Origin of the sequence: Streptomyces chartreusis NRRL 3882, from assembly GCF_900236475.1 — a bacterium.
Taxonomy (GTDB): Bacteria; Actinomycetota; Actinomycetes; order Streptomycetales; family Streptomycetaceae; genus Streptomyces; species Streptomyces chartreusis_D.
The window spans coordinates 4326616-4352337 of the sequence record NZ_LT963352.1 but is presented as its reverse complement, the minus strand read 5'-3'; the positions used below and the strand labels follow the sequence as shown (position 1 = coordinate 4352337).

At 73.9% G+C, this 25722-nt stretch carries 18 protein-coding genes and 1 pseudogene; 7 read left to right on the top strand and 12 right to left on the bottom strand.

From position 1 onward, the window contains the following. Position 1: 1 nt before the first annotated feature. From SCNRRL3882_RS19495 to SCNRRL3882_RS19470, 6 genes and pseudogenes are all read right to left on the bottom strand, one after another. On the bottom strand, positions 2 to 1171 hold the full coding sequence (locus SCNRRL3882_RS19495) for a serine hydrolase domain-containing protein (RefSeq protein ID WP_010032339.1): 1170 nt from the start codon (positions 1169 to 1171) through the stop codon (positions 2 to 4). A gap of 98 nt (positions 1172 to 1269) precedes the next feature. Next, positions 1270 to 1977, bottom strand: coding sequence for a response regulator (locus SCNRRL3882_RS19490; protein ID WP_010032338.1), 708 nt, complete (start codon positions 1975 to 1977; stop codon positions 1270 to 1272). Then, positions 1974 to 3164: a sensor histidine kinase gene (locus tag SCNRRL3882_RS19485; protein ID WP_040902342.1), complete on the bottom strand. Its 1191-nt coding sequence runs from the start codon at positions 3162 to 3164 to the stop codon at positions 1974 to 1976. The genes SCNRRL3882_RS19490 and SCNRRL3882_RS19485 overlap by 4 nt, the downstream gene beginning before the upstream one ends. 98 nt (positions 3165 to 3262) lie before the next feature. Beyond that, positions 3263 to 3511: pseudogene (locus SCNRRL3882_RS19480) on the bottom strand (ATP-binding cassette domain-containing protein); the annotation flags it as partial. A gap of 83 nt (positions 3512 to 3594) precedes the next feature. Then, positions 3595 to 4116: a nuclear transport factor 2 family protein gene (locus SCNRRL3882_RS19475; RefSeq protein ID WP_010032333.1), complete on the bottom strand. Its 522-nt coding sequence runs from the start codon at positions 4114 to 4116 to the stop codon at positions 3595 to 3597. A gap of 33 nt (positions 4117 to 4149) precedes the next feature. Next, positions 4150 to 4806, bottom strand: a complete 657-nt coding sequence (locus SCNRRL3882_RS19470; protein ID WP_029180645.1) for a MerR family transcriptional regulator — start codon at positions 4804 to 4806, stop codon at positions 4150 to 4152. A gap of 201 nt (positions 4807 to 5007) precedes the next feature. Here SCNRRL3882_RS19470 and SCNRRL3882_RS19465 point away from each other — a divergent pair, with 201 nt between their 5' ends. Both SCNRRL3882_RS19465 and SCNRRL3882_RS19460 read left to right on the top strand, forming a co-directional pair. Then, entirely contained in the window at positions 5008 to 5928 is a 921-nt protein-coding gene (locus SCNRRL3882_RS19465) for a hypothetical protein (protein WP_010032330.1), read from the top strand. After that, on the top strand, positions 5925 to 6395 hold the full coding sequence (locus SCNRRL3882_RS19460) for an ABA4-like family protein (RefSeq protein ID WP_010032329.1): 471 nt from the start codon (positions 5925 to 5927) through the stop codon (positions 6393 to 6395). The genes SCNRRL3882_RS19465 and SCNRRL3882_RS19460 overlap by 4 nt, the downstream gene beginning before the upstream one ends. On the opposite strand, the gene SCNRRL3882_RS19455 is transcribed toward SCNRRL3882_RS19460, so the two are convergent. Continuing rightward, on the bottom strand, positions 6380 to 7039 hold the full coding sequence (locus SCNRRL3882_RS19455; RefSeq protein ID WP_010032328.1) for a response regulator: 660 nt from the start codon (positions 7037 to 7039) through the stop codon (positions 6380 to 6382). The two genes, SCNRRL3882_RS19460 and SCNRRL3882_RS19455, sit on opposite strands and share 16 nt — an antisense overlap. Positions 7040 to 7052: 13 nt before the next feature. Next, a complete protein-coding gene (locus SCNRRL3882_RS19450; RefSeq protein WP_040902340.1) occupies positions 7053 to 8246 on the bottom strand; it encodes a sensor histidine kinase in 1194 nt (397 codons plus the stop codon). Positions 8247 to 8357: 111 nt separating this feature from the next. Here SCNRRL3882_RS19450 and SCNRRL3882_RS19445 point away from each other — a divergent pair, with 111 nt between their 5' ends. Further along, positions 8358 to 9131 (top strand): ABC transporter ATP-binding protein, encoded by a 774-nt coding sequence (locus SCNRRL3882_RS19445; protein WP_010032326.1) that lies wholly within the window; start codon positions 8358 to 8360, stop codon positions 9129 to 9131. Continuing rightward, a complete protein-coding gene (locus SCNRRL3882_RS19440; RefSeq protein ID WP_010032325.1) occupies positions 9128 to 11509 on the top strand; it encodes an ABC transporter permease in 2382 nt (793 codons plus the stop codon). Before SCNRRL3882_RS19445 ends, SCNRRL3882_RS19440 begins: the two co-directional genes overlap by 4 nt. A gap of 24 nt (positions 11510 to 11533) precedes the next feature. Here the strand turns inward: SCNRRL3882_RS19440 and SCNRRL3882_RS19435 are convergent, their stop codons facing one another. After that, complete coding sequence (locus SCNRRL3882_RS19435; RefSeq protein ID WP_010032323.1) at positions 11534 to 12973, bottom strand: hypothetical protein; 1440 nt, start codon at positions 12971 to 12973, stop codon at positions 11534 to 11536. A 321-nt stretch (positions 12974 to 13294) separates the two neighbouring features. Here SCNRRL3882_RS19435 and SCNRRL3882_RS19430 point away from each other — a divergent pair, with 321 nt between their 5' ends. Continuing rightward, positions 13295 to 17104, top strand: a complete 3810-nt coding sequence (locus SCNRRL3882_RS19430; protein ID WP_010032322.1) for a hypothetical protein — start codon at positions 13295 to 13297, stop codon at positions 17102 to 17104. Here SCNRRL3882_RS19430 and SCNRRL3882_RS19425 read toward each other — a convergent pair. Next, the gene (locus SCNRRL3882_RS19425; RefSeq protein WP_010032319.1) at positions 17101 to 18012 is read right to left on the bottom strand and encodes a hypothetical protein; all 912 of its coding nucleotides are present in this window, start codon (positions 18010 to 18012) and stop codon (positions 17101 to 17103) included. The two genes, SCNRRL3882_RS19430 and SCNRRL3882_RS19425, sit on opposite strands and share 4 nt — an antisense overlap. A 132-nt stretch (positions 18013 to 18144) precedes the next feature. Continuing rightward, the gene (locus SCNRRL3882_RS19420) at positions 18145 to 18525 is read right to left on the bottom strand and encodes an ArsR/SmtB family transcription factor (protein WP_010032318.1); all 381 of its coding nucleotides are present in this window, start codon (positions 18523 to 18525) and stop codon (positions 18145 to 18147) included. Between the two features lie 97 nt (positions 18526 to 18622). Between SCNRRL3882_RS19420 and SCNRRL3882_RS19415 the strand changes: the two genes are divergently transcribed. Continuing rightward, complete coding sequence (locus SCNRRL3882_RS19415; RefSeq protein ID WP_010032317.1) at positions 18623 to 19828, top strand: MFS transporter; 1206 nt, start codon at positions 18623 to 18625, stop codon at positions 19826 to 19828. Positions 19829 to 19948: 120 nt separating this feature from the next. Here the strand turns inward: SCNRRL3882_RS19415 and SCNRRL3882_RS19410 are convergent, their stop codons facing one another. Then, positions 19949 to 25015 carry a caspase family protein gene (locus tag SCNRRL3882_RS19410; RefSeq protein ID WP_010032315.1) on the bottom strand — a complete coding sequence of 1689 codons (5067 nt, stop codon included), beginning with the start codon at positions 25013 to 25015 and terminating at the stop codon, positions 19949 to 19951. 137 nt (positions 25016 to 25152) lie between these two features. Here SCNRRL3882_RS19410 and SCNRRL3882_RS19405 point away from each other — a divergent pair, with 137 nt between their 5' ends. Then, on the top strand, positions 25153 to 25716 hold the full coding sequence (locus tag SCNRRL3882_RS19405; RefSeq protein ID WP_078602716.1) for a GNAT family N-acetyltransferase: 564 nt from the start codon (positions 25153 to 25155) through the stop codon (positions 25714 to 25716). The last annotated feature ends 6 nt before the right edge of the window (positions 25717 to 25722 follow it).

The following is a 25722-nucleotide window of genomic DNA, read 5'->3' as shown; positions in this document are numbered from 1 at the left end:
CCTAGGGGCGCCCGTACACCGCCACCATGATGTTCTCCGCGACCTTGTTCATGTCCTGGCCCTTGGCGTCGGTGGAGTTGACGCTGTAGACGAGGGTGCGCGAGCCGTCGCGGGTGGAGGCGATGGCCGCGTTGTAGCCCCAGCGCCCACCCGTCTTGCCCCAGACCTCGCGCCCGCCCAGCACCTTCATCGAGAGGCCGACGGAGTACGCGGCCGGCTTCCCGCTCCTGAAGTCGGTCACCTCCGGCAGCGTGAACAGCTCCTCCAGGAGCGGTCCGTGCACGACCCGGCCCTGGAACAGGGCGCTGGTGAAGCGTTCGAGATCCGCCGTGGTCGAGATGATGTCCCCGGCCGCCCAGGCGTCGGTCGCGCCCCACACGGACACATCGCGCAGACCGACCGTCCCGTCGTCCAGCCTCATCGTCTGGTAGCCGTGGTTGTGCGGGCCGATGATGCGCGGGTTCGTCCCGGGGAAGTACGTGTCGCGCAGCCCGAGCGGCTTCAGGACCCGGCGGGCGACCTGGTGCTCGTAGGAGTCGCCCGTGACGCGCTCGATCAGCAGACCGGCGATCGTGTAACCGATGTTGAGGTAGTGCTGCTTCTCGCCCGGTGCGAACTCGGGCTTCTTCGACGTCGCCGAGCGGACCATGTCCTCGGCGTCATGAACCCGGAAGCGGTGCGCGTACACCTCCTCGACCGTGGTGCCGGGGAAGTCGGGGGCCGGGATGCCGTGCGTGTGGTTGAGCAACTGCCGGACGGTGACGCCCCCGTACGACGCCGGGATCAGCTCCGGCAGGTACGAGCGGGCACTGCGGTCCAGGTCCAGCCGGCCCTCGGAGGCCAGTTGCAGGGCGACGGCAGCGGTGAAGACCTTGGTCACGGAACCGGCGCGGAAGCGGGCGCCCGGATCGGCCGGCCGGCCGGTGCGCAGATCGTGCACGCCCGAACTGCCCCGCCAGACGCCCTCGTCGCCTCCGACGCGTACCAGCGCGGCGGTCGCGTCGGCGCCGGGGAGGCCGGCGATGGCGGCGGCGAGGGCGGGGTTCCGGTGCTGGGCGGCCAGGTGGGCGGGGGCCCGGTCAGGAGGCGTGGCGGCGGCCGGGAGGGCGGACGGCCCCGCCACGACGCCCGCGAGGAGCACGGCGGCCAGCAGGGAAGCGGTACGCGGCATGGTCAACTCCGTGGGTGTGAGCCGTTGTCGAGAGGTACGGCTCCATCCTCGGGACCTGCGCCTTCGCGCGGATCGCCCCCGCGGGCGGTCTCGCAGGGTCAGTTCCTCGCCGACGAGGGGGAGGGGCCCGCCCGGTCCGCTCCCCCGGGCGGGGGATCCCCGGCCGCGACGAGCCCGGTCTCGTACGCGCAGATCACGGCCTGGATCCGGTCCCGCAGGCCCAGTTTCGCGAGCACATTGCCGACATGCGTCTTGACCGTGTGGTCGCTGACCACCAGCTCCGCGGCGATCTCCGCGTTCGACAGGCCCCGGGCGAGCAGCAGCAGCGTCTCGCGCTCCCGCCCGGTCAGCACGTCGAGGCGGGCGGCGGTCCGGGGGGACCTCGTGGACCGCGTGTACTGCTCCACCAGACGCCGGGCCACGGACGGCGCGAGCAGCGCGTCGCCCCGGGCGACGACCCGTACCGCGTGCACGAGATCGTCCCGGCGGACGTCCTTGAGCAGGAAGCCGCTCGCGCCCGCGTGCAGCGCGTCGTACACGTACTCGTCGGAGTCGAAGGTCGTGAGCATCACCGTCCGGCAGTCGCTCGTGGCGCTGATCGCACGGCAGGCCTCGATCCCGTCCATGCGCGGCATGCGCACATCGAGCAGCGCCACGTCGGGGGCGTGCCGCCGCACCGCCTCGACGGCCTCCGTCCCGTCGCCCGCCTCCGCGACGACCTCGATGTCCGGCTGGACGTCCAGGATCAGCGCGAATCCGCTGCGCACCAGCTCCTGGTCGTCGGCGACCACCACCCGGATCGTCACCGCCCGGCCTCCGCTCCGGCCGGGACGGGAAGCAGGACCCGCACCTCGAACCCCCGCCCGTCCGCTCCCCGCCCGGTCACCGCGCTCCCTCCGAGGGCCGCCGCCCGCTCCCGGATCCCGACGAGGCCGTGCCCGCCCCGGCGACCGGCGGCCCCGGCCTGCGGCCCACGCCCGTCATCGGTCACTCGTACACACAAGTCGCCGTCTCCGTAGGTCACTTGCACGGTCACGGTACGGGCACCGGCGTGCCGGACAGTGTTGGTGAGGGCCTCCTGGACCACCCGGAAGACGGTCGCCGCGACCGCCCCCGGCAACGGCCGGACGGTCCCCGCGGTGCGGTACACGACCTCCAGGCCACTGCCGGCCCGCACCCGGTCGCACAGGCCGGGCAACTCCGCGACCCCGGGCTGCGGCTCACGGCAACCGGACCCGCCTGCGCTCCGACGGCCGCTCTCGCCATCGCTCTCCCGCAGCACCCCCAGCATCCGGCGCAACTGCGCCATGGCGTCGCGTCCGGTTTCGGAGATGGCCTCGAAGGCGGCCTCGGCCCGCTCCGGCGCGGCCCGCACGGCCACCGGCCCGGCCTCCGCCTGCACGATCATCAGACTCACGGCGTGGGAGAGGATGTCGTGCATCTCCCGTGCGATCCGGGCCCGTTCGCGCGCGGCGGCCTGCTCGGCCTCGACGCGGTGGGCCCGCTGACGGGCGTCGGTGAGCCGCCCGAGGACATAGGCGGCGGCGAACACGAAGACGGAGAAGGTCAGTTCCCGAGCCGACCGGGTGTTGAGCCACACCCCGACCGGCACGGCGACCAGCAACACGAGCCCGGTGACGAGCCGCTTGCGCGCGGGCGACAGCGCGGCAATCGTGTACACGACCACCAGCCCGGTGTACGGCAACGGCTGCCCGGGTCCGTCCACGGTCAGCCGGTACAGCGCGTTGGCGGCCAGCACCGCGAACAGCACGGCGACGGGGGCACGCCGCCGCCAGACCAGGGGCAGCACGCCGAGCGTGCTGAGCCCGTACGCGGCCCAGGTAGCCGGTGGCGCCCCGGCCACCCGCGGCACGACGAACGGCATGGTCATCGCGAACTGGACCAGGAGCGCGACACCGATGTCGACGACGAGCGGATTGGCCGCCCCCAGCGCCCGGCCGCGCTCCCACCACCCCCGCAGCTCCCCGCGCATCACTAGCCGACCCGCTGCATCGCCTTCCGGTGCCGTTCCGCCATGGCGGCCCCGGACTCGCGGCGGGCCATCCTGCGCAGGACGGACGGGGCGAGGAGCAGCCCGGCGACGCTCACGTCACCGGCCGAGCGCATCCGGAAGCCTTCCAGGACCTCGATCGTGGTCGTCTTGCCCGCGCCGTTCGGGCCGAGCAGCACGACGACCTCGCCTCGCCGGGCCGTGAACTCGACCCCCTTCAGGACGTCCTGGCTGCGGTAGCGCATCCGCAGATCCCGTACGTCGATCACCCTGTCGCTCCCCGGCGGTGGGCTGCTCCCCACCCCGGACAAGGCATGAGTGGTCGTCATCGGTGTCCCCCCGGGCTTCGTCCGGCAGCAGCCGATCGGGCCGCCCCGGGCGAACACGTTACCGAAGCCATGGGCCGCCGGGCTCAGTTCGACGCCTGGGCGCCGGTCAGTTCCGTGACACGGGCGGCGGTCTCCTCCGGCAGGACGGGCGGCTCGCCCGTGGTCCAGACGGCCCGCACGGAGACGTGGCTGAAGCGCCAACCGCTGTCGGTGCGTCGGAGTTCCCCCTCATAGGTGCCGCCCACCGTGAACAGGGGGTTGGCGCTCTCGCCCCGTGCCCGGAGCGTGGACTCCAAGTGGACGTGGGTCATGTGTGCGTTCCAGGAGGCACGGGCCGTCCGCGCACCCGGTTCGGCCCGGACGAGGACGTCGGAGGAGAGGTGCAGGGTGGCGGCGAACCGGCCGATGGCCTCCTCCACGCCGCGTACCGCGTCGGCGCCCTCGGCCTCGCCGAGCGGTGATGTCGTCCGCAGGTCGTCGGTGAAGTAGGCCCCGGCCCAGCCCTCGTCGAACCGCCGCTCGTCCATGGTGCGGAAGAAGCCGCTGATGAGGGTGGTGATCTCGAAGTGGTCCCGCGGATTCGTCGTGCTGCTCGTCTCGTCCATGGCTCGATCATTCGACCTCAACGGCACTTGAGGTCAAGGGGCTTTGCCGCCCTCGGGAGCCCCCTTCGCCCCGTACAGCCTGGCCGACGCGTCGACATGGGCCAGGCGGCGCAGTGCGCTGAACACCGCCTCGCCCAGGACGGTGCCGATGACCACGCCCTCCACCATGTCCTCGACCGCGACCCGCCGGTCCACGTAGGCGAGGTCGGCCTGGGCGACCTGCTCGGCGGCTTCGGCGTAGGTGTCGAGGAGTCCGGCGAAGGTTCCGTGGCCCAGCCGGGTCAGGGTGGCCAGGGCTCTGGAGAGGTCGGCGGCGGCGGGATTCGACTCGTGGGTGTGCCAGCCGCGTCGGGAGATGAGGTCGGCCACGGCGGTGCGGGCGGCGGCCGATGCGTCGTCGTCGTGGTCGGAGGCCGTGCCGCCCATCCGGTCCGCTGCCGCGCCGAGCACCTTGTGGAGCGGACGCTCCGGGTCGTCGACGGCCCTCAGTACGTCCGCGATCTCCGCCACCTTCATGCCGCCGACGTCGAGCAGGGCGCGGATCAGCCGGAGCCGGCGTTCGTGCGTCTCGTCGTAGCTCGCCTGGTTGCGGCTGGTCAGCTCGCCGGCGGGGAGCAGCCCTTCGCGGACGTAGTACTTGATCGTCGGCACCGGCACTCCGGTCTTCCGGCTCAACTCCCCGATACGCAACGCCGGTTCACTCCTCGAATTTCGGCCTGCCCGTGGTGTCGGCCCTTGCCGACCCGGCACCCATGGTAGATAGTGGGGCTATCGGATAGCGGATAGTGTCGCTATCCATTCACGTCTAGCTCAGGGGTGGGCATGGAGTTCTTACGCAATGGGGTCTTGCGTACGTCCTGGCATCGGCCGCTGGTGGTGTTCTCGGCCGCGATGGTGGCCTTGGCGGTCGTGTCCGCTGTGGGGGTCCTGGTCGACGACCGCGTCCTCGTGGGGGCGCCGATCTGGGCCAAGCCGTTCAAGTTCGCGGTGTCGTTCGTGGCGTACTGCCTCTCGCTCGCCTGGATGCTGTCGCTGCTCCCCGACCGGCGGCGCGTGGGCTGGTGGGCGGGGACCGTCGTCGCGCTGGCGAGTCTCGTCGAGATGGTGATCATCACCGGGCAGGTGGTACGCGGCAAGCGCAGCCACTTCAATCACGAAACGCCGTTCGACGAGGCGCTGTTCAACGCGATGGCCGTCACGGTCGTCGTCCTGTGGGCCGGCACGCTCGTCGTGGCCGTGCTGCTGCTCCGGGCCCGGATCGCCGACCGGGCGTCCGCCTGGGCGATGCGCTCCGGGATCCTGCTGGCGCTGGCCGGGGCCGCTGTCGGCTTCCTGATGACCCAGCCCGCGCCGGGGCAGCAGCGCGGTGTCTCCAAGGTGGTCGGCGCGCACAGCGTCGGCGTGCCGGACGGGGGCCCCTCGATGCCGCTGACCGGCTGGTCCACGACCGGCGGTGATCTGCGCATCCCGCACTTCTTCGGCATGCACGCGCTGCAACTCCTGCCGCTGCTGCTCATGGTGCTGACCGTCCTCGCACCGCGCTTCGCCCGCCTCGCCGACGAGCGGGTCCGGCTGCGTCTGGTGCTGGTCGCCTCGGGCGCGTACGCCGCCGTCTTCGCGCTGGTCCTCTGGCAGGCGTTGCGCGGCCAGCCGCTGGTCCGCCCGGACGGGGCGACGCTGGGGGCGGCCGGCCTGATGGTGGTCGCCGTCGCCCTCGGGGCGTACTGGGCCCTGCGGACGGGCCGGACGTCTCCTTCACACCGGGCGACGGCCGCGACAAGTGCTCCCGCCTCCAAGGACCTCGTGCTGTGACCGGATTCCTCTTCGAGCTCTCCTTCTTCCTGGCCGCACCCGTCTGGCTGCTCATGATCTTCGCGCCGGCCTGGGGACCGACCGCTCGCATCGCCGGGTCGCCGCTGACCGTGGTGCCCGTGCTCTTCGTGTATCTCGCGCTCGCGATACCGGTGTTCCCCGAGCTGTGGACCGCGGTCAGCAGTCCGGACCTCGGCAGCTTCCGGGAACTGACAGCCCTCCCGGACGGTGCCGGTGCCGTCTGGGCGCAGGTCATCGCCTGGGATCTGCTGATCGGGCAGTGGATGTACCGGGAGGGCCGGCGGCTGGAGATCCCCGCCCTGCTGATGGGACCGCTGCTGGTTCTCACGATCCTGCTGTCGCCGTTCGGGCTGCTGGTGTTCCTGGGGCTGCGTGCGGTGCGGGCGCGGCGGGCAGGGCCGAGGCCCCCGGCCGGTGGGCCGGTGCGACGTCAGGCGCGCAGGTAGGCCAGTACCGCCAGTACGCGGCGGTGGTCGTCGGGGGCCGACGGGGGCAGGTCCAGTTTCTGGAGGATACTCGCGATGTGCTTGGCGACGGCCGCGTCCGTGACGACCAGGCGGCGGGCGATCGCCGCGTTGGAGCGGCCCTCGGCCATGAGGGCGAGGACCTCGCGTTCGCGGGGCGTGAGCCGGTCCAGGGGGTCGCGGCGACGGGCCAGGAGCTGGCGTACCACTTCCGGATCGACGACCGTCGCACCGGCGGCGACGCGGGCGACGGCGTCGGCGAACTCCTCGACGTCGCCGATGCGTTCCTTGAGGAGGTAGCCCGTTCCGACGCTGGTGCGGCGGTCGTCCAGGAGCTCATCGGCGAAGGTCTGCTCGACGTACTGGCTGAGCACGAGGACCGCCAGACAGGGCTGCTCGGCCTGGAGCCGGCGGGCCGTGCGCAGGCCTTCGTCCGTCTGGCCCGGTGGCATACGGACGTCCGTGATCACCAGGTCGGGGCGGTGTTCCCGGGCGGCGGCGAGCAGGGCCGGGCCGTCGCCCACCGCGGCGAGCACCTGGTGGCCGAAGCGCTCCAGCAGATGGACGAGACCTTCGCGCAGGAGGACGGCGTCTTCCGCGAGCACTATGCGGAGGGACTGCCGCATCAGGTCTCCGCTCTCAGGAGGGTGGGCCGACGCACGGGATCTCCGCTCTCAGCAGTGTGGGTCCGCCGGGCGGGCTGGACAGGAGCATTCTGCCGTCGGCGGCGGCGATCCGGTCGGCGAGGCCGACGAGGCCCGTACCGCGAGCGGGGTCGGCGTCGCCTGAGCCGTTGTCCTCGATGTCGAGGCGGAGCACGCCGTCGTGGCAGCGGGCGGTGACGCGGCAGCGGTCGGCACCGCTGTGCCGGGCGATGTTGGTGAGGGCCTCGGCGGTCACGTAGTACGCCGTCTGCTCGACGGCGGCCGGCAGCCGGCCCGGCAGGTCGAGGTCGAGGTCGGTGGGCACCGGGCAGCGCCCGGCGATGTCCCGGGCGGCGGCGGGCAGTCCGCGTTCCGTCAGGATCTGCGGATGGATGCCCCGGATCAGTTCGCGCAGCTCGGTGAGCGCCTCCTTGGCGAGGGCGTGTGCCTCGCCGACCTGCTGTGCCGCCGCGCTGCCGGGCGGCAGGTCGAGGGCGGCCAAGCCCAGCTTCATGGTGAGGGCGACGAGCCGCTGCTGCGCACCGTCGTGCAGGTCGCGTTCGATGCGGCGGCGTTCCGTCTCGAAGGCGTCGACGAGGCGGGCCCGGGACCGTACGACCTCGCCCAGTTCGCGGTCCTTCGGGTGGAGCACGGCACGGCCCACCGCCGCACGGACCGCGGCCCACGCCCCGATGGGATACGCGGCCACGGGCAGCAGCAGCGCGCCCGCGACCGGGCCCGCCACGGTCTGCCAGGGCATGGCGGTGGGCTGGAAGGGCGTCAGGAGGAGGAAGCCCGGGATGCCGAGCGAGACCAGGACCACGGCCAGGTCCAGCCAGCCGACCGCCAGGACGGACACGGCGCCGTAGCCGGCGGTGCGGGGGCGGTGCCGCGTACGCTGCCGGTCGTCACCGGCACCGGCACCATCGCCCCGGTCGACGAGGGCGAGGCGACGGTGTTCCAGGGGACCGGCGAGAGCGACGGCGAAGGCCACCAGCGCTCCCGCGCAGAGCACCCTGGCGAACGTGCCGAGGGGCGCGGTGAACAGCCCGGCCACACCGAGGTGGACACCGGTCGCGAACACCCCGCCGGACAGGAGATAGCCCAGTGCGCGCCACGGCCAGACGGTGCGCGGGAACCCCAACGGGCTGCGGGTGAGCGCCTCCAGGACGGTTCGAGGGGTGGTCACCCGGTCGACCGTAGCGGCGCCGGGGGGCGGAGGCAGTAGTGCCAGGTGGAGTATCGGCTCTCGCCCGGGCGGCAATGCGCCGGGCGGTGTCACCGTCGTTGCCTTGAGGGCATGACCACGACCAACACCACTACGCCGCACGGCACTTCGGCCTCGTTTCCCGTCCGGCTCCGGTCACTGACCAAGCACTACAGCACAGGCGACCGCGTCGTCACCGCACTCGACGACGTCACTCTGGACTTCGCCGCCGGGACGATGACGGCCGTCATGGGCCCCTCCGGCTCCGGCAAGTCCACCCTGCTGCACTGTGCGGCGGGCATCGACCGGCCGAGCGCCGGCGAGGTGCTGATCGACGGTACGGACCTGGACGGGCTGGACGAGGACGCGCTGACGGTGCTGCGCCGGGACCGGATCGGATTCGTCTTCCAGGCGTTCAACCTGGTCTCGGCTCTGACCGCCGCGCAGAACGTCGAACTGCCCCTGAGACTGGCCGGGTCACGCCCCTCGGCGGACGAGGTGCACTCGGCGCTCGCCGCGGTCGGACTCGCGGACCGTCACGGACACCGGCCTGGCGAACTGTCCGGTGGCCAGCAGCAGCGCGTCGCGATCGCCCGGGCGATGATCGCCCGGCCCGCCGTCCTCTTCGCCGACGAGCCGACCGGCGCACTGGACAGCACGGCCTCGCGGGTCGTGCTGCGGCTGCTGCGGGACCTGGTGGACCGCCGCGGACAGGCGGTCGTGATGGTCACGCACGACCCGGCCGCCGCGGCGTACGCGGACCGGGTGCTGCTGCTGGCCGACGGCCGGCTCGTGGACGAACTGCCGGGTGCCGAGGGCGCCGAGGCGATCGCGGCGCGGACGGCCGCCCTGGTGGTGCGGCCGTGATCAGTCTGGCGAGCGCGAGGGAGCGGTGGACCTCCTTCCTGGGGTCCTTCGTGGCCGTGGCGCTGGGCGTCGCGGTCGTCACCATGAGCGCGCTGGTGCTGCTGTCGGACGGTACGGGAGTGCCACAACGGCTCGCTGGGGCGCCGGTGCTGGTGCGGAGCCCGGCGGGAGCGCCGACCGCCGGGGTGTTCACGGAGAACCCGCCGTGGGCGCCGGAGCGCGCCGAGGAACTGCGGCGGGAGCTCGGCCGGCTGCCGGGGGTGGCCGCGGCGGTGGCCGACCGGTCCTTCTACGCGCAAGCCCCCGGCAGCGAGCAGCGCACGGGGGAGCGCCAGGGCCACCCCTGGTCGGCCGCGGCGCTCGCCGCGTACGGCCTGAGCGGGGGCAGACCGCCGACGGCGGACGGCGAGATCGTCGTGGACGACTCCCTCGGGCACCGGCCGGGCGAGTCCCTCACGGTGCTGACGGCGCGCGGACCCCGGCGCTTCTCGGTGTCCGGCACGATCGACGGCCCCGGCTACTACGTCACCGACCGGCGGGCCGCCGAACTCGCGGGCGGGGTACGGACCATCGGACTGGCCCTCGATCCCGGCACCGACGCCGCCCGGGTCGCGCAGGCCGCCCGGAACGTCGTCGGCGACGACGGCGCCGTCCTCACCGGTGCCTCCCGTGACGCACTCGCGCCGAAGCAGGACGAGATGACCCGCTGGATCGGCGGCCAGGTGCTCACCGCCATGGCGCTGCTCTCCGCCTTCGTCACCGTCTTCAACGTGTCCTCGACGTTCGCGTTCACCGTGGCCCAGCGGCGCCGCGAGTTCGGCCTGCTGCGCACGATCGGCGCGACACCGCGGCAGGTGCGGCGGCTGGTGTACGGGGAGGCTCTGGCGGTGGGCGCCGTGAGCGCCGGGGCGGGGGCGGTGGCGGGAGTCGCGCTGGCGCCCGCGATGACCGGGGTGCTGATCGACGCGGGCTTCCAGCCGGCCGGCTTCGAGGTGAGCATCCGGTGGTGGGTACCGGCCGCCGCCTGGGCCCTGGGCGTGGCCGTGGCACTCGCCGGAGCGGGTGCCGCGGCGCGTCGGGCCTCCCGGGTGAAGCCGCTGGAGGCGATGCGGGAGGCCGTGGTGGACAGCCGGCCGATGACCCGCCGCCGGGGGGTCACGGGGCTGGTGGCGACGGCCCTGGGCGCTGCCTGCTCGGCGGGTACGGCCTTCGTGGGGGCGGACGCCATGGTGCTGATGGTGCTGAGCGCGGCCATGGGCCTGACGGCCGGATTCACCCTCCTGCTGCCGGTGCTGACCCGGCCCGTGATCGGGGCGTTGGCCCGGCCGCTCGCCAGGCGCCCCGGTGCCACGGCCGTGCTCGTACGCGAGAACATGATCACCTCGGTGCGCCGCACCTCCGCCACGATCGCCCCGGTGCTGGCGACCGTCGCCTTCGCCGTACTGATCACCAGTGCCGTGCAGACCACCCAGAGCGCCGACACGACCCGGCAGGCCGCAGCCGTACGGGCCGAGGCGGCCGTCGTGCCCCGGGGCACACCGGGCCTGTCGGACGCTGTGGCCGACCGGGTCGAGGGCACGGCGCTGCTGTCGACGACGGTCTACGGCGGCGAGGGCGGGGCGGCCCTGTCGGCGGCCGGGGTGACGCCCGGGTTCGAGCAGACGTACCGGGCGCGGGCACCCCGCGGGAACACCGTCGTCGTCACCGCCGCCGTGGCCGCCGCGCACGGCTGGCGGGAGGGCCGTACCGCCGCCCTCACCTTCGAGGACGGCCGCACCCGGCACCTGCGCGTGGCCGCCGTGCTGGACGACTCGATGCCGTACCAGGTGTTTCTGCCTCGTGAGCTGGTACGCGCGCACGACCCGTCGGCCCTCGCGGACGTCGTCTACCGCACCACCGACACGCCCACGCCGCCCCTCCCGGAACTCGGCGCGGAGGAAGTCCCCGTGACGGTCCACGCGGCCTCGGACGACGCCGAGGAGGACCGGCTGGTGTGGCTGTTCACGCTGATCCTCGTCACCATCACGGCGGGCTACACCATGATCTCCGTCGCCTCCACCGTGCTGACGGCGACCGCGGGCCGGGTGCGGGACCTCCGCGTCCTGCGCCTGTCCGGTGCGACACCGCGCCAGGTGTTGCTGATCCTCACGGCCGAGACGTGCTGCGTCGTCACCCTGGGCGCCGTCCTGGGCCTGGCGGTGGCCGCTCCCGCCCTGGTCGGCACGGCCTGGGGGCTGCGCCGGGAACTGGGGCTGCCGGTCGAGCTGTCGGTGGCCTGGCCCTGGGTCGCGGCCGTGGTGGCCGGCTGTCTGCTGCTCGCCACGGCGGCCACGGTTGTCCCGGCCCGGGCCGCGCTGCGGCGGATGCGCCGGGATTGACGGGCCCGGCCGGGGGCCCGAAGGTCACCGTCGGACGACCGGGCGGAAGGCGTCCCGTACGCCGGACTTGGTCGTGGAGACGAACTGGTCGCCGGGCCCGAAGTCGTGCAGGTAGTACTCGTAGCGCAGGACGCTCGGGCAGCTTGCGCCGTCGATCTGGACCGAGCGCGGGTCGAGGCGCTTGCCGGTGCGCAGTTCGTAGACCTTCAGGGGGATCTTCACCTTGTGGAAGGTCACTTGGTGGGGCAGGTACCGGGACGTGTCGTTCTCGTAGGCGCAGGTCTCCACGGCGGCTCCGTTCTCCGCCGCGCCCGCGCAGACCACGAGCGCGGCCCTGGCCGGGTCGCCGGTGCGCCAGGAGCCGGGGAGCTTGTCGGTGTACTCGGAGTCGCCGAGGAACAGGGCGCGGTTGGTGCCCTTGCGGTACGGCGGGGCTCCGCTGTACCTCGCGGGCCTGGAGCAGTAGCCGGAGTCGGCGCCGTACGTGTTCTCGACCAGGCCGCGCACATGGTCCAGTTCGATGGCGAGGGTGGCCTCGCGCACGCCGTCGCGGGCCTCGTCCGCGCGGGCGTCGTCCGGGTACGTGTCGAGGAGCCGCTGGTAGTGGGTCCGCGCCTGCTGCCAGGCGTCCTCGGTCATCAGGTGGTCGCCGCAGTCCACGAGGGCGGCGGGTTCCGTGCGTGCCGCCGTACCGGCGGAGCGGTCCAGGACGTCTCGGGTGGGGCCGCGGTCGCGGAGCCAGGCGGTGAGGGCGGCGGTGTCGCAGGAGTCGTCGGTGGGCAGGCCGTCGAGGAAGGTGTCCAGGACCGTCCTGACGGTCTGCTCGTTGCCGGGCTCGTTCAGGACGCCGGCGAGCGTGCCGAAGCCCCGCCCCAGGTCCTCGGTGCTGCCCCTGCGCGCGGCGCGGGCCAGGGTGGCCGCCGCCCCCTCCAGCCGGCGGCACGCCTCCACCACCGCGTCGCCGGGTTCCACCACCGGCGCGCCCGCCAGGCGGTGACCCCACCCCACCTCGCCCTGCGCGGCGACGGCCGCCTCGCAGTCGCCGCCCTCGCGGGCCTCGGTCACACGGCTCTCGATGCCGTACGCGTCGACGCGGAGCAGTACGGCGGTCAGCACCACCGCGAGCGCGAGGGCGAGCGTCCCCGCGCGCTGCCCCCGTCGTACGGCCTGCTCCGGGCGGCGACGGGCCAGGAACCAGCCGTGTGCGACACCGGCCGCCCACCACAGGAGCAGCAGGACCTCGTACCAGGTCTCGGCGGTGGAGGCGGTGAGGTCGAGGAGCACGGCCGTGCCCAGCAGGGCGATCGCGGCCAGGCGCCACTGACGCAGCAGCAGATAGCCGATGCCGAGCAGTGCGGCGTTGCCGAGGGCCACCGCCCACGGGTCGGCAGGGGCCGGGGGCCGCGGCGGCTCGGAGGGCTCCGGCGGCAGCGGCGGACCGGGTTCGTACGCCGGGTACGTCATGCGGGGATCAACCCCGTGTGATGCCGTCCGTGCATGGCTCTCCTCCAGCCTGTCGCGGGTGTGTGCGGACGCGGGGCGGCCCGAGCCCTCCCCTCGCAGGGTTCGGACCGCCGCCCCATGGCCCGTCCCGGCCACGTCCCCGGCCATTCGACCGCCGCCCGCCGTTGTTCGGCTGGCCCTCTCCCGGCACCGAACAACCCGGGAGCCGTGCAGCGGGCTGAGTGACCTGGAGGAAGCGTGAGGATCGGGTGAACGCCCGTGTCACGGCCGCTGATGCGGCGGAAGGTCGGGGGAGGGCGTACGAGGGGAGGGGGCGGCCACGTGCCGGGACGATCGGGGCCGGGGCGCGCCGAGGGCGAGCTGGATCCGGAGGCCGGGCCGGTGCAGCGGTTCGCCGCCGGGCTGCGTGCGCTGCGCGAGGCCGCGGGCCGGCCCACGTACCGGGAGATGGCCCGGCGGGCGGGGTACGGGGTGACCACGCTGTCGCAGGCGGCGGCGGGCAAGCAGCTGCCCACCCGCGCGGTGACCCTCGCCTACGCCAAGGCGTGCGGCGGTGACCTCGCCGAATGGGAGCGGCGCTGGCGCGAGGCGTCGGACGAACTGGCCGCCGAGACAGCCGCCGACGACACCACCCGGCCGCCCTACCGGGGCCTGACCCGGTTCGAACCGGGCGACGCCGAGCTGTTCTTCGGCCGCGACCAGCTCGTGGAGCGGCTCACCGAACTGAACCGCAAACACCGTTTCACCGCCGTCTTCGGCCCCTCCGGCAGCGGAAAGTCGTCGCTGCTGCGAGCGGGCCTGATCCCCCGGCTGCGGGCGGCCGACGGCGATGACGCGCCGCCCGCGGCCGTACGGATCCTCACCCCCGGCGCGGACCCGCTGCGCACGCACGCCGAGCGGCTGGAACCCGTGGCGGACACCGACGCCGACACCTGGCTGGTCGTCGACCAGTTCGAGGAGCTGTACACGCTCGGCGCCGACCCGGCCGACCGCGACGCCTTCATCGACCGGCTCGTCGCCGCCACCGCCGCCGACAGCAGGCTGCGCGTGGTCATCGCGGTGCGGGCCGACTTCCTCGGCCGGTGCGCCGAGCACCCCGGTCTCACCGCCGCGTTGCAGGACGCCACGCTGCTCGCCGGGCCGATGAGCCGGGCGGAACTGCGGGAGGCCATCGTCCGCCCGGCCGCCGCGACCGGACTGATCGTCGAACGCGCCCTGACCGACCGGCTCCTGGACGAAGTCGAGGGCGCCCCCGGCGGACTGCCGCTGATGTCGCACGCCCTGCTGGAGACCTGGCGCCACCGCAGCGGCCGGGCCCTGACCGAGGCGGCGTACGAGGCGGCCGGCGGCCTGCACGGCGCGGTCGTCCGGACGGCCGAGCAGGTGTACGGGGAACTGACCCCGTCGCAGGCGGAGGTGGCGCGCCGTATTCTGCTGCGTCTCGTCGCGCCGGGCGACGGGACCGCCGACACGCGCCGTCCCGCCGACCACGCGGAGCTGGGCTTCGGCGACCCCGCCGACACCCGGGTGGTCCTGGAACGGCTGGCCCGGGCCCGCCTCATCACCTTCGACGACGGCACCGCCGAGCTCGCCCACGAGGCGCTCATCACCGCCTGGCCCCGGCTGCGCGACTGGATCGACGCCGAACGCGACCGGCTGCGTGTCCACCGCGCGCTCTCCGAGGCGGCCCGCACCTGGCAGGACCTCGGGCAGGAGAACGCCGCGCTGTACGCCGGCTCCCGGCTGTCCGCCGCCCGCGAGGCCTTCCCGGCGGACGGCGCCGCTCCCGGCAGTGACGAACTGACCCCGCTGGAACGGCGGTTCCTCACCACCTCCCTCCGCCGCCGGCACCGCGCCGCGCTCCTGCGCCGCACGGTCGTGGCCGTCCTCGCGGCGCTCGCCCTGCTGGCCACCGGCACCGCGGTCGTCGCCCTCCAGGCCCGTGCGACCGCGCAGGCCGAACGGGACGACGCCGTGTTCGGGCAGCTCACCGCCGAGGCCGACCGGATCCGCGACACCAACGCCGGGCTGGCCGCCCGGCTCGACGTGGCCGCGTACCGCATGCGCTCCACCCCGGACCTGCACACCCGGCTGGCCTCGGACGCGGGCCGGGTCCTGGCCACGCGGCTGCCCGGCCACGACGGGGTCGGCAGCTCCGTGGCGTACGCGCCCGACGGCCGCACCCTGGCCGGCGGCGGCCACGACGGAACGGTCCGGCTGTGGGACGCCGGCGGCAGGGCCCTGGGAGAACCGCTGCGGCTGGGAACGGACCGGGTCGGCGCGGTCGCCTTCGCACCGGTGGGCCGCGACCTGCTGGCGGCCGCCGGCGAAGGCGGTGCCATCCGCCTGTGGGACGTGCGCGACCGGGAGCACCCGCGCACGCTCGGCCGACCGCCGGCGAGCCACGACGGGCAGAACATCGTCTCCGTCGCCTTCGCCCCCGACGGCCGCACGCTGGCCACGGCAGGCGACGACGGCACCGTACGCCTGTGGGACCTGACCGACCCGGCCCGCCCCGCGCCGCTCGGCCGGCCCGCCGCGGCCGACGACTCGCAGGAGCGCAGCGTCCGCGCGGTCGCCTTCGCCCCGGACGGGAACACCCTGGCGACGGCGGGCTACGACGGCACCGTCCGGATGTGGCGGTACGGCGGGAACGACGGGATCGCACCGCTGGGCAAGCCCCTGCGCGCCCACACCGCCCCGGTCTGGACCCTGGCCTTCTCGCCCGACGGCCGCACGCTGGCCACCGCCGGCTTCGACGAGACCGTACGGCTGTGGGACGTGTCCGGCCCGGACCGGCCCACCTCACTGGGCGAGCCGCTCACCGGGCACACCGCGCCCGTCATGTCGGTCGCGTTCAGCCCGGACGGGGAGACCCTGGCGAGCGCGGGCGAGGACGACGCGCCGCTGCTGTGGAACGTGGCCAACCCCGCCTATCCACAGCGGCTCGGGGAACCGCTGACCGGGCACACGGAGCCCGTGTGGGAGGTGGCCTTCAGCCCCGACGGCCGCACCCTCGCCAGCACCGGCGCCGACGGCGGCGTCCTGCTCTGGCACCGGCCGCCGACCGTCCTCACGGACTTCACCAACCCGGTGACCGCCGTCGCCTACAGCCCCGACGGCCGCCTGCTCGCCGCCGCCAGCACCGACGACGGTCTGGTCCGCCTGTGGGACGTACGCCGCCCGGACCGCCCGCGCCGGCTGCCGCGGCCGCTCGCCCACGAGGACCGGGTGCTGGCCGTCGCGTTCGCGCCCGACGGCCGTACGGCGGTCAGCGGGTCCGGGGACGGCACCGTACGCCTGTGGGACGTCTCCACGCCCGACCGCCCGGCCCCGCTCGGAGCACCCCTGCGCGCCCACGACGGGGGAGTCCACGCCGTCGCCTTCGCGCCGGACGGCCGCACCCTGGCCACCGGCGGCGCGGACGACACGGTCCGGCTGTGGGACGTACGGCGACCGGGCCGCCCCCGGCCGCTGGGCGCGACGCTGCGCGGTCACACGGACACCGTCACCTCCGTGGCCTTCGCGCCGGACGGCGGCCTTCTGGCCTCCGGCGCCGAGGACGCCACGGCCCGCCTGTGGCACGTGGGCGGCGACGGGACGCGGGCCCGGCCCGCGGGCGCCGCCCTCACCGGACACGACGAGGCGGTCGAAGCCGTGGCGTTCGCCCCGGACGGGAGGACACTGGCGACGGGCAGCGACGACCGCACGGTGCGGCTGTGGGACGTGCGGGACGTCGGACGGGACGACCGCGCCCGCCCGTTGGGCGAGGAGCTGACCGGACACCGCGCGGCGGTCCGGGCCCTGTCCTTCGCCCCGGACGGCACAACGCTGGCGACCGGCGGCGGCGACCACACGGTCCGCCTGTGGGACGTGTCCGACCCGGCCCGGGCCGAGCCGTCCGGGCAGGAACTCACCGGCCATCTCGACACCGTCATCACCGTCGCGTTCAGCCCCCGCGGCGACGCCCTCGCCTCCGCGGGCTACGACCTGACGGCCCGGGTGTGGACGCTGGACGAGGACCGCGCGGCGGAGTACGTCTGCGCGCACACCGGCGGGGTCCTGACCCGGGCCGACTGGCGGCAGTACCTGCCGCAGCTCGGTTACCGGGAGGCCTGCCACGGGAGTTAGGACAGGCCGAATCTCAGTACGGCGCCGTCCTTGTCGTGTGCCACGACGGTCGCCTTGAGGCCGTTGCCGAACCCGGCCTCACCGCCCGCGCCGCCGAACTGCATCACGCCGCCCCCCGACTGGAAGGTGACGGAGTCGTCCGACACGATGACGTGCACGTTCGTGCCCTTCGCCGTGATGTCCGCCGTGGAGGTCACGAGGACCTCGCACGCGCCGTCCGAGCAGGCCGCGTAGTTCTTGCCGTCCGCGGCCTTGGGCAGCGGGCCGGTGGGGTCGGGTGCGGGTGAGTCCCCCTCCCCGGAGGATCCGTCGGGCTTCCAGCCCGGTGCGCACTGCTCGGCCTGCTCGTACGCCGCCGCGAGCCGCGGAATCTTCTCGGTCAGCGCGGGCAGGTCCGGCTCGGGCGGGGTGAGGGACTGGACCTGCTCGTCGACGTCCGCGACCGTGCTCTCGGCGTACTCGAGGCCCACGGCCGGTGGCCGGGCTCCGAGCTCGTTCGCGACCCTCCGCACCTTCTTCCGCAGGGCGTCGCGCAGCCGGTCGGCCGCGGGGACACCGGACGCACCGAGGGCCTCCAGGTCGCCGGCCACGGTCTCCACGTCCGCCGGTGTGGTGGAGAGGTAACTGAGGGCGTGGGCGTGGGCGAGCATCCCGGTACCGTCGTCCGAGTTCTGGATCTCCTTCAGGTCCGCGGCGCTCCCCTTCCGCAGGTTCTCGAGCGCGACCGTCGACTCGCACATGTCGCCGACCCATTCCACGAGTTCGGCCGACGACGATGACGGCGACCGGGTCGGCTCCGGCTCGGCCGACGACTTGGCGGCCCTCCCGTCCGTCCCGCCGTCCCCGCAACCCCCGACGGCCAGCACCAGCCCGGCGACCATGACCGCGACGCCCCCGCTCCCGCCCATCCGACGACCCCTCTCCGTGCTGCGGCCCTTTCCGGCGAGCCCAGTTCAGTCGCGGCACGGATTGTTCGGCCACCCGGTCCGCTGACTGAACAAGGTGTCCGGGCGGTCGTCGGTGGCGGTTCTCGCGTCAGCTCAGGGCGTGTCCGGAGTCCACGCCGCCACCAGCTCCAGCAGGCCGGGGAAGCGGGCGTCGAGGTCGGCCACGCGGACGTGGCTGCGGCGCTCCAGGCCGTACTGGCGCTGGCGGGTGACACCGGCCTCGCGCAGCGCCTTGAAGTGATGGGTGAGGGAGGACTTGGGGCGGTCGAGGCCGAACCAGCCGCAGGAGTGGTCGAACGCCTCCGACTCCAACAGGAGCTTGCGCACGATCGTCAGGCGCAGCGGGTCGCTCAGCGCGCCCAGCACCGTCTCCAGGCGCAGCTCCTCGACCGCGGGCTCGGGCAGCGGTTCCGGTAGGTTCTCCGGCTCCGGCAGCACCTTGAAGACCGGCACGTCGTGAGCCGTCGCGGACATGGGCAGCTCCCTGTCATCCGAATCGCCTGTACGAGTTTCATCGTACTGCATGCTAGGTTCGAAAAAACTCGTACTACGCTGACCGGAGGGACCACCCATGTCGGAACGTCAGGCCGCAACCACTGCCCCCACCTGGTGGGTGTGGCTGGCGGCGTGGCCGGTCACGGCCGTCTTCGTGCTGTCCAACGCGGCGACCCCGCTGTACGTGCTGTGGCAGCGCGACATCGGTTTCTCCAAGGGCACGCTGACCGTCGTCTTCGCGTTCTACATCGTCGGCCTGCTCGGCTCGCTGCTCGTCTCGGGCGTGGTCTCGGACCGGCTGGGGCGCAAGCCCGTGCTGCTGCCCGCGCTCGCCCTCGCCCTCGCCGCCTGCGCGATCTTCGCGACGGCCACGACCGTCACGGCGCTGCTCGTCGCCCGGCTGTTCACCGGAATCGCAGTCGGCGCCGTCGTCTCCGCGGGCATGGCCGCCGTGACGGACGTGGCGGGCCCGGAGCGCAGGCGGCTGGCCGCGCTGCTCGCCTCCTGCGCGATGGTCTTCGGGGCCGGCCTCGGTCCGCTGCTCGCCGGCCTGCTGTCCGAGACGCTGTCGGCGCCCACGGTGACCGTCTTCGTCGTCGAGGCGGTGCTGCTGGCCACGGCCGTCCTCGCCGTGTTGCGCATGCCCGTACGCCGTCCCGCCGTGCCCGGTGAGGGCGCCTGGGTGCGCGTACCCGGCGTCCCGCGCGGCAACGGCGTCCATCTCGCCCTGGGCATAGCCGTGTTCGCCCCTGGCATCACCGCCACGTCCTTCGTGCTGTCGCTGGGCCCCACGCTGCTGACCGAACTGCTCGGCACCACCAGCCGGATCGTCTCCGGAGCCATGGCGTTCGTCATGTTCCTCGCCGCCACCGGCGTCCAGTTCGCCGTGCGGAAGCTGCCCCGGCGCACCGTCCTGACCGCCGGCGCGGTCAGCACCACCCTCGGCATGGCCGCACTGATCACCGCTGTGCACGCCTCGTCGGTCGCCCTTCTCGTCGCCTCGGCCCTGCTCGCCGGGGCCGGCCAGGGCATGGGCCAGCTCGGCGGTCTCTCGCTGCTCAACTCCACCGTCCCGCCACAGCGGCTTGCCGAGGCCAACGCCGCGCTGAACGTGGGCGGTTACCTCCCTGCCGGTCTCCTGCCGGTGTCCACGGGCTACCTCATGGACGCGGTGGGGCTGCCCGCCGGGGCGACCGTCTTCGGCACCGTCCTGACGGGCCTGGCCGTCGTCGGCGCACTCTTCGTCCTCGTGGGCCACCGGCGGGTTCCCGAACCCGCGTGACCGCCCGGGTGCCCGGGCCCCGGCCGATCGTCGCCCGGGAGCGGCCGTTCAGCGCGCGCAACCTGCCCATGCTGGACCACTGCGTGCAGGCGGTCCTCACTCTGGATTCCTGACGCCGACCTACGGGAGCCGGAGCCCGAACAGCCCCGCGTAGAGCTCCAGTCGCCGGTGTACCCACTCGGGCGTCTCACCCACCGCGCGGGCACCCTGCTCGATCCGGTCCTGCCCGACCGGGCCCGTGAGTGCGGGAAGTCGCCCGTCGAGGCCCTCGGAGAGGATCGCGAGGTCCTGCCAGCCGGGCACGACGTCGGGTACGGCGGTGACCGACGGCGGTGACGCCTCCAGGGCGAGGTACGGCGTGATGCGCCGTTCCCAGGTGTGCCGCACCGGCTCACCGAGGCGGCCGGCGATGCCGACCAGGTCGAGCGGGTGCAGCGGGGCCCCGGGCGCGGAGACGCGGTACGCCGGGTCGACCGCCACGGCGTCGTGGGCGGTGGGCACGTCGTCCGGCAGGGCGGCCTCCGCCTCCGTGGACAGCTCCGGCACCAGCGCACCGATGGCCCGCAGCGGAGCCAGCGCCCGGTAGGCCGCCCGCGCACCGAGACTGCGTGCGCGGGCGTAGCCCACGAGCCGCTGCGCGGTGAGCGGGGTCCAGCGTGGCGTCTCGAACCACTCGTAGTCGACGTCCTCGTGCGGGCCCGTCTCGACCAGCGCCGCCATCTCGTCGTGCGTCGGGACGAACGTCCGCAGCGCCTTGGGCGGGCGCGGGGCCACGAGCCCGGCGTCCAGCCCCAGGTTGCGGGCCTCCCGGTGCGCGGTGTCCCACAGGACCGACAGCCGCTGCCGGAGCCGCTGGCTCCCGGTGAACAGCACGGCCGAGGTGGCCGGCACGGGATAGTCGGCACCGTCCCAGTTGGGATCCTCCCCGGAGAACGCGTATCTGCTGGGCGTGGGCAGCTCGTCCCAGGCGCGCAGCAGATTGCCGGCGTCCGGGACATCCACTCCGGCCTCTCGCAACTCGTCCGCGTACCAGGACATTTCTTCCCACGACGTGGCGTGGGAGCGGACGGACGCGAGGTCCCGGAGTGTGACGCCGTCCTCCAGGCGGATGCCCGACTGGTGCAGCCGATGGGCGAGACGGGCGGTCTCGGGCGAGGGGACCACGTCCCGTCCCGGCGAGCGCCGGGTGTAGCGCCGTCGGTGGTCCACTCCGAGGTCCTCCGTCTCACGGGCCAGGAGTCGTTCGGCCTCCCACACGGAGAGCTCGTCCTCCGCGGCCAGTTCGACGGTGGCGGCCCACGGCAGCACGGGCCGGCCGCCGGCGCGCGGGACGAGGTAGGTGCGCAGGATGCCGAGCAGCTCGGCCGGTACGGCGCCCCAGTGTGAGGTCAGGAACGGATCGGGCACGGGGCGGCCCAGCCAGCCGTAACCCGCCATGCGCCGCTGTACTTCACCCGGGTCGAGGCCCGTGGCGGCGGCCACCACCGGTACGTCCCAGGGGTGGACGGCGGGCCGCCAGTGGTGCTTGTCCTCCTGGAGATAGAGGAGCTGCAACTCGTCTTCCGTGCAGACGTGGTCGCGGTGGTGGTCCGGGACGGCACCCAGCGGCCTGCGCAGGAACGGCGCGTACCGGGCGCACGCCTCGGCCAGCTCGCCGAGCGGCACCTGGAACATGGCGGAGGCGCGGGCGATACCGGAGAGGTCCTCGGGCGGGTGCCGGTACTGGATCTCGTCGCCGGCCCTTCGCTTGGGCGCACGGCGTCCCCAGGGAGGGGTGAGGCCGTCCAGCGGGTCACGTTTCCTGCCGAGGAGCCCGGTCATGACGTACCAGTCGGTGCGGCCCGGTTCCCACTCCAGGTCGCCGTCACCGAAGACGGCCGGCCCGGCAAGATCCGGATGCGCGACGCGCAGGCCCCGCGTGGCGCGGAGCACCTCCGCCACGGTCGTGGCCTGCCTGTTGGCCACCTGGACCGCATTGCGCCAGTCGCCCTCGACCTCGCCCGCGATCTCCGCCCAGCCCGGCTGCGGTACCGGGTGGCCCGAGAGCGACAGCGGTGCGGCTTCGCTCCGGGCCCGATGCACGGCACCGAGGGCGGCCAGCCGCCAGGGCCGGACCCTTTTGAGCTCCTCTTCCTCGCGCAGGCCGCGCCCGTCGTTCAGGTGGGCGTCCAGCCTGAACCAGCCGACCTCGTCGAGACCGATCCTCCGGCCGTGCTTGTCCGACACGAGCACCCCGTGTCCCCGCAGGACCTTCCACAGGATGCGGGCGATGGAGGGCTCGCGGGACTCCATGTTCCACAGCCACTCCAGTTCCGGCACCGCCACCGCCTCGTCGAGGAACGCCCGGGCTCCGTCCCGGACCTGCTCCTGCGCCCACAGGACGTCGTATCTCTCCAGCTTCTTGCGGTTGACGCTGAGTTCGCCGGCGTGCGCGCCCGACAGATTGAGGACGTACCCGAAGGGCCGCTCGTCCGTGGCGATCCCGTCGCACACGATCGCTCCCTTGCCGGAGACCCACCAGAGCGTGCCCGGCACCGCCTCGACGGCGAACCGGGTGGTGAACGCGCCCGGCTCCTCACCGGACTTGAGACGCCCGGGCCGCCAGATCTCCTCGGTGCCGTCCTGGTCGCGCACCTCCAGCAGGAACTCGCTGAGGAGGACCAGCGAGCGCAGCACCGACACGGCGGAGTCCCCGGGCAACGCTCCCGCGCGGCGCAGGTGCAGCCGGACGCGCGTGCCGCCCTCGGGCAGGGCCGTGCCGCCGTGTTCGTCCTCCTCCCGGACCCGGAAGAGACTGCCGCTGACGGGGATCTCGACGCGCAGCGCCTTCGCGGCCGGACGGCCGTCGGTGCCGACCGGCCGGGTCACGATGGTCATCTCGTCGGCGAGCATGAAGTAGCTGAAGACGCCGATCCCGAACCGGCTGTTGGGGTGGAGCCGCAGTGAACTGTCGTGCCGCAGCCACGCGGCCTGCTCCCGGCGGAAGGCGTGGGACTGGTCGAACCGGCGGCCCGCCCGGGTGAAGGTGCTCTTGAGCTGGTCGACGGTCATGCCGACGCCGTTGTCCACACACTCGACGTAGCGGCCACGGTCGTCCTCGCCCGTCTCGATACGGATGTGGCCCGCCCACGGCGCCGGCTCCCGGCCGAGGTCCCGCAGGTACCGGACGCGCATCTCCCGGTAGCGGCAGGCGTCCATCGCGTTCTGGTAGAGCTCCCGCAGCGCGAGCTCGGGCTCGCCGTCGTACAGCTTCTCGCCCATCAGCAGGCGGCGGATCTCCGTCTGCGCCAGTGAGAAACGGGCGAGCGGCACGTCGTAGGCGTCCGTGCCGTGCCGGCGGTCCGGCCGCAGCCCGTGGTCGGACAGCCGCGCGGGGAGCCCTCTCAGCAGCGCGGCCTCGTCCTGCGGGAGGCGGCGGGCCGACTCCCGCAGGAGGTGGCCGAGGTCGTCGGCGTCCTCGACGACCGTGGCGAGAGCCGCGTGCAGCGCCGGATGCGGGCAGACCGCGTCCAGATGCAGGTACGAGGCGGCGTTTCCGTCCCCGTCGGAGACCCAGTAGGCGTCCCGGAGCACCGTGATCACCTCGCGCGGCACGACCGGGTCGGAGACGGCGAGGTGCTCGGCCAGGACCTCCGGCAGACACCGGGTGTCGAAGGCGAGCAGCCCCGCGAGCCGCAGCAGCGCCGCGAGGGGCCGTACGCGCAGGCGCCACGGTGTTCTGCGGACGACGTGACGGTCCGGTGGCAGCCGCTGGTCCTCCGGCGGGGCCCCGAGGACGAGGCCCGCGGCGACCGTGCGCAGCGCCTGGGACAGGGCCTCCGCCCGGCCGCCGAGCCGCTCGCCCGCCGCCGGCGGTGCCATGTCGAGGAGCCGGGCCGTGAAGCGGTCGGCGAACACCGCGGGCACGGCCTCCTCGTCGGTCGCGAACCGCTCCTCGATCCAGCGGTGCACCAGCCACAGCGTGACGGCGTGCCGGTCGTCCGCGGGGTCCCCGAGCCAGCGGTACGCGTGCGTGAGCTTCTCGGTGATCTGGGGATAGTGCTCGGTGATCTGCTCGTAGTGCCGCCGCTGGTCGTCGGCCTCGTCGTCACGCCACACCAGCCGCGGACGGCACCCGGCGGCCTGGCCCAGCCGTTCGGCCCAGGCCGTCTCGTGCAACAGGACACCGGCGATCAGCGCGGTGACCTCCAGGGCGGACAGTTCGGCGCCCTTGGGCAGCAGCAGGGGGAGCCGGTCGCCCAGCAGCCGGACCGGATACTCGTCGTCGGCCCAGGGGTCGGGCAGCCGCCGCTGGGCGTGGTGGACGTGCAGGGCGGCCTGCGCGGCCAGCGAGGACAGACAGTCCTGGAAATGCGCCACGGCGCCCGCCTCGCACTCCGGGACCCGTTCCCACAGGGCCGGTGTGCGCACGGCGTCCTGCCACGCCTCCAGCAGCCGTCTGCCCTCGGCGACCACCAGGGACCTGGTGCGTTCCGCCAGGTCGTCGCCGTAGCGGATCAGGACCTGCTGCGGTCCGGCCTGCGCCTCGACGGCGAGCGTCCGGGTGTCGCGCCGGGCCCTCTCGTACACCTGCTCCACCGTGGTGGCCTCGGTCAGCGGGTCGAAGGCCCGGGCGAGCGCCGACGTGAAGAAACTGCCCGTCTCGGCGCCGCCGCTGAGCTCGCCGGGGCCGCAGCTCGTCATCATGGCGAATCCGCTGTGCGGGGGACCCTTGACGATGTTGCTCCCGAAGGCGCCGCCTCGCTGGGCATCCGCCGCGCGGCAGGCGTCGATCAGCCACAGCACGGTGCCGGCCCGGCAGTCGGCCAGATACCGGCTGATGTCGGCCTCCAGGAGCGATTCCCGTACGTGGGGCCGCTCCCACCCGTCCGCGTCGTCGCCGGCGGGGGCGAGGGCGTCGGCGGGCACCAGGTAGTCGGTGGTGCCGATCCGGACGCCGTGCCCGGTGAAGTAGAGGAGCAGCGTGCTGCCGGGCGGCGCGCTCGCGGACACGTCGGAGATGTGCTCGGTGATCTCGTTCCGGGTGGGATTCGCCAGTGTCTCCACCTCGTAGCCGCTGCCCTCCAGGGAGGCGCCCAGTGCGCGCAGATCGGCGTCGACCGTCGCCGCCAGCGAGGGAAGCAGATGCTGCGCCCCCGGGTTCTCACCCACCCCGATGAGCAGGGCAATGCGCCTGTCGTCCGCCACCCGGCCCCCCCGTTCCCCCTCCGACTCGCCCTAAGAGTTTCCATCAGGCGGGGACCTCCCGGGGCCGGATCGGTCAAGTGCGGTACGGACAGCGGTCCTCACGGATCGTCATCGGACGGGTGTGCGACGATCCCCGAGTGAATGATCTACGCGTCCGCCCGGCCGCCGAGGTCGACCTGCCCACCCTCGTCCGCCTCCGCGACGACGCGGCCCGCTGGATGCTGGCCCGCGGTATCACCGGGCAGTGGCGGCCGGGGGAGCTGGACGAGGACCACTTCCGCCAGGTCATGGCACGTGGCGAGGTCTGGCTCGCGGAGGCCGGCGGGCGCGTCACCGGCGCCTGGGAGCTGTGGTGGGACGACGAGGCCGCCTGGGGGCCACAGCCGCCCGTGGCCGGATACGTGCACCGGCTCATGGTGGACCGGAGCACCGCCGCGCCCGGCACGGGGCGGCTGCTGCTGGAGGCCGCGGAGCGCCGGGTGGCCGAGGCCGGACGGCGCCGGGTCCGCCTGGACTGCCTGGCGGGGAACGCACCGCTCAACGCCTACTACCGGGACGCCGGTTATCGCGTGGTGGGCCACAAGGAGGGCAAGCCGCAGCCGGGCGGGCCGCCCAAGTCCTTCACGCTGCTGGAGAAGGAGCTGATGGAGAAGGAACTCTCCGGTCCCACGGCCCCGGGGAGCCAGGGCCGCAGCGGTTAGGGTGAA